Source organism: Citrobacter sp. HN-141 (genome assembly GCF_033341895.1).
Classification (GTDB): domain Bacteria; phylum Pseudomonadota; class Gammaproteobacteria; order Enterobacterales; family Enterobacteriaceae; genus Citrobacter.
This window is the reverse complement of record NZ_JAWPBF010000022.1, coordinates 46337-56715: the sequence shown is the minus strand read 5'-3', so window position 1 is coordinate 56715 and position 10379 is coordinate 46337. Positions and strand designations below refer to the sequence as shown.

The 10379-nt window shown below is 58.1% G+C and carries 4 protein-coding genes; 2 read left to right on the top strand and 2 right to left on the bottom strand.

The genetic code is table 11. From position 1 onward, the window contains the following. Positions 1 to 7442, bottom strand: a 7442-nt coding sequence (locus RYZ59_RS21565; RefSeq protein ID WP_318067336.1) for a cadherin-like domain-containing protein, incomplete at its 3' end; no start/stop codon positions are given. Between the two features lie 355 nt (positions 7443 to 7797). Here RYZ59_RS21565 and RYZ59_RS21560 point away from each other — a divergent pair. Further along, entirely contained in the window at positions 7798 to 8766 is a 969-nt protein-coding gene (locus tag RYZ59_RS21560) for an IS5 family transposase (RefSeq protein ID WP_200055335.1), read from the top strand. A gap of 127 nt (positions 8767 to 8893) precedes the next feature. Further along, positions 8894 to 9541: a hypothetical protein gene (locus tag RYZ59_RS21555; protein ID WP_126492989.1), complete on the top strand. Its 648-nt coding sequence runs from the start codon at positions 8894 to 8896 to the stop codon at positions 9539 to 9541. Between the two features lie 68 nt (positions 9542 to 9609). On the opposite strand, the gene RYZ59_RS21550 is transcribed toward RYZ59_RS21555, so the two are convergent. Continuing rightward, positions 9610 to 10230, bottom strand: a complete 621-nt coding sequence (locus RYZ59_RS21550; RefSeq protein WP_025798974.1) for an inovirus Gp2 family protein — start codon at positions 10228 to 10230, stop codon at positions 9610 to 9612. Positions 10231 to 10379: the final 149 nt, after the last annotated feature.

Genomic DNA, 10379 nt, shown 5'->3' with positions numbered 1-10379 from the left:
GCGCCGTCGGTGACGCCGGTAATCGCTTTGTCGCCGTTGGTGAAGCCGTCGTTCGCCAGCACGTCGATGACTTTCGCCACGCCCGCGTGGGTGGTGGCGTTGTCGTCAACGGCGTCAGGGATCGCATCGTACTGAATGGTGAGCGTCGATGTGACGCTGCCGTTATCCCGGCCGTCCGTTGCCGTGTAGGTCACCACCGGTACGTTGCCGTTCCAGTCAGCCACCGGAATAAACGTCACGCCGCCGTCAGAAGTAATAGTCAGGCTTCCGTACCCCGCCAGATTGGCCGTCTCGCCTGACTGCCAGGTGGTACCGTTGACGGTAAAATCGGTCACCGTCAGGGTGTCGCCGTCGGCGTCGCTGCTGGTATCTAATAAAAGGCCAGGGATACCGATCGGCGAGTCTTCACGGTTAATCACTGTCCAGTGGGGCAGCGTCGGCGCGCTGTTGGTCAACGTCAGATAAACCGTGGCGGTCTCCTCGATACCGCCGCTGGTGACGGTATAGGTGAAGCTGTCGTTGCCGACGTAGCCGCTGGTCGGGGTGTAAACCACCTGGCCGTTGCTGATGCTAACCGTACCGTGCGCGCCGTCGGTGACGCCGGTAATCGCTTTGTCGCCGTTGGTGAAGCCGTCGTTCGCCAGCACGTCGATGACTTTCGCCACGCCCGAATGGGTGGCGGCGGTGTCGCTCACCGCGTCCGCCACCGCTGTAATGCTCATGCTGATGCTCTGCGCCGTGCTCCAGTGGCTGGTCTGGCCGCTGTTGAAGGCGCTTTGCAGATCCTGCGTGCTGCCCGCGGCGCTGACGCCGGTATCGGCGGAACTGGTGCTGTCGGAGACGCGCACCGTCAGGCCGCCCGGCACCGCGCCGTTGTAGTCGGCCAGCGGCACAAATCGCAGCTGGGTCGAGGCGAGCAGCACCAGCGCGTTGGTTTCGCTGTAGCTTGTGCCAAGCGCAGTCCAGGTCGTGCCGTTGGTAGAGTACTCCCAGTGGCCGAGGCTTGCGTCGGTGGTGTTGCCGACGATCGCCACATAGCCGATAGCGCCGCTGGCGTTGCCGTCGCCAGCAATTCCCGTCTGGTTGTCAGCGGCGTCGCTGTAGCTGCCAAGAATAGAGCTCAGCGTTTTGCCAACTGGCGTATCTTCCTGCATGGTCAGCGGCGTCGCGCTAATCGTCGGACGGTCGTTGACGTTAGTGACGCTGGTTGAGAGGGTGACCATCGCTACGCTATAGCGTGAACTACTGTCGTTGGTTGCCGTTGATACAGTCTGGCCGCTGGTCAGCGACCCTGTCGTTGCGGTGGTGTCGCCGTTGTTGTTGGTTTCCACCAGACGTACTTTCAAGGCAGCAGGCGTCCCGAAGAAGTCAGCGGCAGGTACAAAGCGGACTTTGGCCGTTGCATCCAGCAGCAGGGCGTTGGCGTCGGTGCGGCTGCCAATGGCAGCCCAGGTCGTGCCGCCATCGGTGGAGTATTGCCATTCGCCCTGCGCGCTGTTGACTGACAGGTTAGTGATAGCCACGCCCCAGAAACTGTCAGCGCTGGTGCCGCCGGTTGCCGTAATGGACGCATTGTTGACCTGATCGTTCGGGTCCGAGAAGTTACCGGCAAACAGGTTGGCAATGGTGTCGCCGGTAATCGCTGCGGCGCTGGTGTCTTCGCTCACCGGGGCCAGCGTCTGGGTAGCGCCGCCCAGCAGCACGACCGGGGCATCGTTCGACGGTTTCACGGTCACGCTAAAGGTACGGGTGGTGACCAGCGCGGCGGAGGTGTCATCGGCGTAGCTGATGTCGCCCGGGTTCGCGTTCGGGTTATTGCTGTCGCCGGTAAGCGTGGTCGGGCGGCTGCCGTGGTTGGCGTTATCGTTCACCACTACGGTGACGTTAAAGGTGCCGTTCCAGTCGGCGGCGGTGACGCCCGCGTTGGTCGGCAGGTTCACCGTCAGGTTAGCGAGGCGGCTGTTGATCTGCGAAAGCGTGCCGGTAAGTGTGAAGCTGGTGGTGTTGACGCCGCCCGCATCAACGGTGCCGCCCGTCCCGCCAATCGTTTTAAAGGTAAAGCCGCCCGGCAGAGTGACCGTCACTGTCAGGCTGGCGCTGTCGGCGTCCGGGTCCGCCACAGTAATGGCGGGCAGGTCGACGGTCGTTAAGCCTTCGTTGACTGACTTGTCCGTCACCGTGATGGTCGCCGGATCGTTGACGTCGCTTGGGAAGACGCTGCGCCATGCGGTACTGACGTTCTGGCTCAGGCCGGAAGGCAGCGCGCCGTAAGGGTCGATAGCCGTGGTCGGCACCGCCGCGACGCCGGTGACGGCATCGTTCTGGCCGCCGTTGGCGCTGTTGGCGCTGTTGGCGCTTGTCAGGTTGCCAGAGGCGTCGCGCAGGCGATCGTCGGCAATCACTTCCACACGCCAGGCGTTATCGGCGTTCGACAGGGCGGAGCCGGTCATGGAGACGGTCAGCGCCGCCAGGTACGCGTTCACCTGGCTCAGCGTGCCGCGGATCACCAGTGCGGACTCGCTGTCGTTATAGACGCTGTCAATCGTCACGCCGGACGTTGTGTTGCCGGAGCTAATGGTGATGTCGGATACGCCGGCGTTACTGTACTGCGCGGCGGTCAGCGGCACGCCGCTGGCGTCGGTGATGCGCACCGTCACCTGCATAAAATCGGTTTCGCCGTGGGTGTAATCCGGGTCGGAAATCACAAAGCCGCCGACTTTGGTGCCGTCGACTACCGCCGGATCGCTGTTGAGGTAAACCGTACCGCCCGTTGCAGAGACAACCGGCGCGTCGTTCACCGGCACAATGGTGAGGTTCAGCGTCTGGTCGGCCGGGTCGGCCTGCACGGTGTCGCCGATATGCGAGTCGCCGTCGTCCAGATGCAGGGTGATGGTGACATCGCCCGCCGCTGCGCCGTTCAGGTCGTGGTTGACGTTGGCGCCGCTCTGCCAGGTGAGGCCGAGCGCCGCGTCGTTCAGCAGCGCTTCAATGTCGCTGGCGCGACCGGTCAGCGTCAGCGTGCCGGAGTTGTCGCCGGAAATCGTAACCGGCTGGCTGCCGGCGGCGCTGGCGGTGGCGCTGGTGTTCACGTCCGCGCCGCCGATGCCGAGGGTGCCGGACGGCGCGGTGATGGTGACGGTCACCGGCGTGCCGAAGGCGGCGGATTCGGTGTCCTGCACCACGATATTGCCGCCGATAAAGCTTGCCTGATCTTCATAAACGGTACGGTCCAGGTTGGTCACGGTCAGCGTGCCCGGATCGTTGATTTCCGAGGCGCGAATGGTGACGGACGCCGCGCTCAGGTTGCCGCTTTTTTCCGGTACGGAGGCGCTGTACCAGTTGTACTCGGTGGCGTCGACGGCGGTGGCCGCCGCGCCTCTGCCAGGCGTCGCGGGCTGGTTCAGCGTGCCGCCGTTAGCGCCTGCCGTCAGCGTGCCGCTTGCGTCGCGCAGGCGGTCATCGGCGATAGTCTGCACCTGATAGGTGGCGTTGCGGTCGGTTCTGAAGGTCACCGTCAGGCCCGCCAGCGCCGCGTTCACCTGGGCGCGGGTGCCGCTCAAGACCAGATAGTCGTGCTGGCCGCCGTGGGCGGTAGAGATCGTCGCGCCGCTGCCGGTCGCGTAACCCAGGGTCACGTCGCTGTATTCGCTGGCCACGAAGGCGCTGCCGTCCGCATGCAGCAGACGCACGGTCACCTGCAAATAATCGCTCTCGCCATCGGTCACTCTGTCTGTCAGATCCCCATCTTTGACCGAGAAGCCCGGCAGGGCGTTGCTCGTCGCCGTGGCGCTGGCGATGTTCTTGATGCCCGACGGCGCGGTCACTTCCGGCGCGTCGTCGGTCGGGCGGGTGTAGATCCAGAACGCGTTGCCGGTCTGCTCTTTGTCGCCGTCAGAAATCGTGAAGGTGAACTTATCGTCCGGGGTGTCGGGTTCGCTGTTGCCGCTGCCTTCGGTGCCGTCGTTCAGGTAGTAAATGTACCCGTTCGCCACATCCTGCTGGGTGAAGGAGGAGCCTTTGCCGATGGGGCTGAAGTTCACACCATCTTTGGAATAGGCCAGGGTGCCGTGGGTCGGCGCGCCGGTGATGGTGTACTGCAGCTGCATTGAGCTGCTGTCGGAATCGTAGGCTTGCAGCATGGCGCTGGTTATCTGGCCATAGCTTCCTTCGGTGACGTACAGCGGGTTGTTGACTGGCGTGCCGCCAATCAGGTTCGGCGAGCCTGCGGTCACCGTCGGGTCGGCCTGGGTCGGGTCTTTGGCGATCTGCGGCGCGTCGTTGACGTTAGTTATCTGGATTTTCACCGTCGCGTCGCTGGCGGAGGTGGCGCTCCAGCGGTCGGTGGCCGATACGGTAAAGGTGGTGGAGCGCACTTCCGAGCCGTCGCTGACGAAGCGCAGCCCGGTGGTCGAGGCGCTGGCGGTAAGCAGCGAGGCGTTGAGCGTCTGGCCGACGGTAACGTCAACCCACTGCGAGCCGTTGTAGTATTGCAGCGTGCAGCCGTCCGGCAGCGTTTTGATGGTGAACGTCAGGGCGTTGGCGCCGGTCGCGTCGTTGTTATAGGCGTAATTGTTGGCGCTGGCGCTGCCGTCTTTGATCGTCGCGCTCTCTTCCAGCCCGTTGCCGCTGTTGGCGTCGTCCGGGTCGCTTATCGCTATCTGGCCGGTGGTCAGGTAAGCGGTTTCGCCTTCGGCGATGACGGTGGAGGAGGAGCCGGTCACCACCGGCAGATCGTTCACTGGCGTGACGTAGATGTTCAGCGTCGGCGTCCAGATATTGGTCACCGGGTTGCCGTTGGCATCGAGCGTGGTCAGACCCGCCGAGACAGAGAACGCCGCGGCGTAGACAAAGGTCTCTCCGCCGTCGTGCTGGAAGCGAATATTGCCGCTGTCGAGGTCGGCCTGCGTAAAGGTGGCATATTCGCCGAGCGTCACCCAGCTGCCGCCGACATTTTTTTGCAGCTCGCCGTCTCTTGCGCCGTTCGAGAAACCGAGGAAGGTATAGACCACCTGCGAGGCGTCCACGCCCGTGGCGGTGTAGCTCAGGCCCGGCACGCTTGAGAAGTCGCCGCTGGTGCCGTTCAGCACGAGGGTGCCGCCTTCTTCTACTTCGCCGCGGGCGTTGCCGGAGGTGAAGTCCACGCCCGCCCAGGTGGAGTCGCGGTTGGTGATGGTGGTGACGCGCTCCCGGATCGTGCCGGGACCGCCGCCCGTGAACACCGCAAGGCCGATGGTAAAGGTAAAGCTGGTCAGCGTTTCGGTGCCCGGCGTGTACACCCCGCCGATGCGGGTGTAGGTCGTGCCGTCGGCGTTCCAGCGCAGCGCAGCGGTGTTGTCCACCACCACAAAGTTGAAGCTGTCGGTGTCACCCGACGCGCTGGCGCTGGCGTACTGCACGTACTGCACTTTGCCGTCGACGATATCCTGCATGGTGAAGGTGCCGCCGTTTTGCAGGCGGTAGCCGTCCAGCGTCAGGTAACCGTGGGTGAGCTTGCTGTCGTCAACGATAAAGCTGAGGTGGTTATCGGTGGAATCCACGTCGCTTGCGCCGATCATCGCAGACGTAAGGGTGACGGCGTTCGCCAGATTGCCCACCTGCGCGTGCAGCGTTACGTTGTCCAGAGTCGGGTCGTCATCCACCGGGCGCACGGTCAGGGTAATGGTGCCGTCGGTGCTGGCCGGCACGCCGGTGCCGCCGCCCTGGTCGGTGACGCGTACGCCAAAGCTGTCGGTGCCCTGGTTTTCACTGCCGTCGTTAGCATAGGTCAGCAGATTGCGATCGGCATAGTCAAAGGTCTGGCCGACGGTGACGGCGACGCCGTTAAACCAGAGCGTGCCGTGGGTCGGCAGGGCGGTAATGGTGAGAGTCAGCGTTGTGTCGCCCGGATCGCCGCCGCCGTCCGCCTCTATATACTGGCCGACGTTGCCGGTGTTGACCGCATTGTTGGGCTGGCCTTCAAAGACCACGCCGCTGCCGCTAAGGATCGGCGCCTGGTTCTGCGGGGTAATGTTCAGCGTGACGTGGAAGGTATCGGACTGCGCCTTCGGCGTCGCGCCGTCGTTGATGACCGCCGTAAAGCCGTCGGCGGCGTTCTGGTCTGCGCCCGTGGCGGTGTGGACATACTTCACCTTGCCGTCGATCAAATCCTGCTGGGTAAAGATAGAGCCGACGCCCATCCGGTCGCCGTTCAGCGTCAGATAGCCATACTGCGGCGGGTCGGTCAGATCATAGACAATCTGCACGGGCTGCTGGGTGCCCGCCGTTACTTCCGCATCGATGGCGTTAAGGGTCACGGTGGTGATGACGCTGCCGCCCGATTCGATCTCCGGCACGTTCTGGGTGGCGTCGGCCACGCTTACCGGGTCGTTCGACGGGGTCACGGTCACATCGATGGATTTGCTGGTGCTGACGCCCGCGCTGTCGCGCACCGTGACGTCCAGCTTGCCGCTGGCGGCGGTGTTGCCAAGCTCGACGTCAGCGGAGGTAAAGGTGATGCTGTTAAGCCAGGCCTGCGCTTTGCTGGCAATGCCGGTCATGGTCAGCGAAGCGTTGCTGGTCTGGCTGTCGCTGAGTTTGCCGATGGCGCTGTTGCTCAGGCTCACCGTGACGATGACGGTTTCGCTGGCGTCCGTGGTGCTGACCTGCCAGCCGCTGAGCGTGGCGGTATCGGCGCCTGCGGCGTTAAGGCTGCTCGGCTCGGCGACGGTGATGCCTTTTTCCGGCGCGGTGACTTCCGGCCCGGCCAGCAGACCGTCGTAATCAAAGGCGAAGGTTTTCGCTTCAATGCTGCCGGTATGGTTTTCCAGCACCCAGTCGCCGGAAAGCGCCGCGCTGCCGGTCATGTCGCTGGAGGCCGCCACGTCCGCCTGAGTCACTTCGGCGAAGCGGGTGATAAAGGCGTTATCCTGGGCGGAGACGTCGCAGCCGTAAAGCAGGATGTCGCCGCTGTCGCTAAGGCTTGCGCCGATAGCGCTGAGCTGTGAAGACCACGCCGAGAGGTTGTCCGCCGTCAGCACATCGGTGCCAAGCGTAATGGTGTCGGACGCGCCGTGGCTCAGAATATGAATGGCGGAAATATTGGTTTCGCCTTTCAGCGCGTCGGCAAGCTGGCTCAGACCCGAGCTGTTTTCATCGATAATCACCACCTGGCTGCCCTGCGGCACCTGGTCCACCAGCGACTGCCAGCCGGAGATATGCTGGTCTATTACATAGACTTCGCTGGCGGCGCTGCCCGGTTTTTCGCTTGCGGCGTCGGCTGTGGCGGCGTGGGGAATATCCAGCGCCTTCGCGGGTTCGGTGGCGCTTTCATGGTGCACCAGATCGCTTGCCGATGCCTCATGGATGGCGGTTTCAGCCAGAGCGGCTCCATCAAAAAGCTGGCGAGACTCAAGAGCAAAACGATGCGCACGCGGACGTAAACGACGGTTCTTTATTGTAGTCATAGGTTTACTGCTCTTAAAAAATAGAGTGACTGGATAAATATTCTGAGTTCAGCGTTGCCAGGAGCGTACACCATGTCGCCAGGCCAGAGGAGGGCAAACAGGGGATATATTCATCGAAATTATCGAATGGACGCTTAGCGCACGAAGAATAAATAAATCTTAAAGGACAAACAAGACAGCGCCCCGCCAGCCCTGAAAAAACCAATACGACGAAAGGCTTAACCGTAAGCAAAATTCTATAATTAATTTCATTAACTTAGCATTTGAATACTTTTAAAACAACTCGCTTTTAGTAACCGAAAACTCTCCTTCACGCCAAATGGGGCTTTGTTGAATAAATCGAACTTTTGCTGAGTTGAAGGATCAGATCACGCATCTTCCCGACAACGCAGACCGTTCCGTGGCAAAGCAAAAGTTCAAAATCACCAACTGGCCCACCTACAATAAAGCCCTCATCAACCGTGGCTCCATAACTTTCTGGCTGGATGATGAAGCTATTCAGGCCTGGTATGAGTCGGCAACGCCTTCATCACGGGGAAGACCTCAGCGCTATTCTGATCTCGCCATCACCACCGTTCTGGTCATTAAACGCGTGTTCAGGTTGACCCTGCGGGCTGCACAGGGTTTTATTGATTCCATTTTTACACTGATGAATGTTCCGTTGCGCTGCCCGGATTACACCAGTGTCAGCAAGCGCGCAAAGTCGGTTAATGTCAGTTTCAAAACGTTCACCCGAGGTGAAATCGCGCATCTGGTGATTGATTCCACCGGGCTGAAGGTCTTTGGTGAAGGCGAATGGAAAGTCAAAAAACACGGCAAAGAACGCCGTCGTATATGGCGAAAGTTGCATCTGGCAGTTGACAGCAAAACACATGAAATCATCTGTGCAGACCTGTCGCTGAATAATGTGACGGACTCAGAAGCCTTCCCGGGTCTTATCCGGCAGACTCACAGAAAAATCAGGGCAGCATCGGCAGACGGCGCTTACGACACCCGGCTCTGTCACGATGAACTGCGGCGTAAGAAAATCAGCGCGCTTATCCCGCCCCGAAAAGGTGCGGGTTACTGGCCCGGTGAATATGCAGACCGTAACCGTGCAGTGGCTAATCAGCGAATGACCGGGAGTAATACGCGGTGGAAATGGACAACAGATTACAACCGTCGCTCGATAGCGGAAACGGCGATGTACCGGGTAAAACAGCTGTTCGGGGGTTCACTGACGCTGCGTGACTACGATGGTCAGGTTGCGGAGGCTATGGCCCTGGTACGAGCGCTGAACAAAATGACGAAAGCAGGTATGCCTGAAAGCGTGCGTATTGCCTGAAAACACAACCCGCTACGGGGGAGACTTACCCGAAATCTGATTTATTCAACAAAGCCGCCAAATGGCTGCCCATGCCGCATTTTGCTTTCTTAATCGAGTTCGTACATTTTAATTTAAGGGATTAGACATGAATCCACACAGCGATGCAGAACGTCAGGCCGGTATACTGATTCTTTCGCAACTAAAGATGTTTAACGAAGCTGTTGTTTATTTTGAAAAGCATTTAAGCCCTGCCTTCTGGAAAAGCTTTGATCAGTGTGTTGAACGATTTATGAAAGACAACAGCTGGGTAGGTAAAGCAAATTATGAACATCAGGATTATTGCTGGCTGGCCCATCCAGCTTGGGTCATTGAAGGCGTTAACTGCAAATATTGGTTTGAAAACAGTTCGACTGTTACTGAAGGAAATGATTATATTTTAGCCGTCCTGACGGGTACGGGAACCGAGCAGGGGCTGTTTGGTTTTGAGTTTAAATTGAATGCCGGGTATTTTGGTGGAGTCAAAAAGATTGCTAGTTATGCGAGTAATGTTCAACAATCCTACCGTGAGCAACTGCAGACACTAGGGCTATTGGAACAAGGGAAAGGTAACTATTTCCTACCTGTCACGATTAAACCTAATTTACTCACTGAGTGCTGGAAAGAGCATGGTGAGTTTCCAGTGGAACATGAAGTATTTTTTCCATTGCAAACAGCTCTTGACAAGCTACTACAATCTACAAAAATTTTGGATGCTATATTTTTGTCCGAAGCGCAGATTGCAGTAAGTGAATAAGTTAAATAATTAACGTTATCTGGTTTGATTTGGCCTTTCTCGCATAAGAAAGGCCATTGCAGTAAAAATTATCCCCGACTACACCCGAAACTTCTATCTCCCTCACCAAATACCTTCGTATCAAGCTTGGTCAAGTAATCCAGTCGTTCAAGCAACTCATTGTATATGATGTCAAAATCAGGATCGTTTACGTTGAGCACATACCTGCAATTGTCCGGAAAATGTACAATTTCACGACAATCTTCAAGTTCCAAGCCGAGAGCGCTATACCACGCCCTGACTATCAGATTGCTAAGTGTACCACTATGTTTGAGATGCCCCAGATGGTAGTAAGCATCTTTGTTAAAGAACAAGCAAATGTGGAAATGGCATTTGCCATTCTTTGAGTATTCTCTTGCCCAGACATTACGTACAACGTTCTTATTGACTCTGATCCCAGCAAACTTTCTGCGATGTTCATGTGCTTCCAAAATCGCTTTCATCGAATCCAGAAATCGTGATATTGCACCGGGTTCAAGGTTAGGAAAACAGCATACCGTATCACCATTATCTAAAATAGGTGGGTAATGAAGATCCGCTCTTAATGCCATAGTACGTGGAAACTGATTGATAGCATTACTGACTGTCAGAGCAATTTTATCTCTGTAAGCGAGAATATGATCGCCATGAGTACCTTGGTAAAGTTTCATCATACATCTCTGATTTTAATATCCCTGCTATTCACAGGGATATGTTGTGAGTGATTTATCAAATAAATATATATTACCTTTCCAACATTTAAATTTAGGCAAAAGCTATCACCTGCCTGCGGTGGCAGTTCCAAAATAACTCTGCAATT

Excerpts from the sequence above, each read along its gene's own strand:
- RYZ59_RS21555 (WP_126492989.1), top strand. The coding sequence starts at position 8,894 with ATGAATCCACACAGCGATGCAGAACGTCAGGCCGGTATACTGATTCTT.
- RYZ59_RS21550 (WP_025798974.1), bottom strand. The coding sequence starts at position 10,230 with ATGAAACTTTACCAAGGTACTCATGGCGATCATATTCTCGCTTACAGA.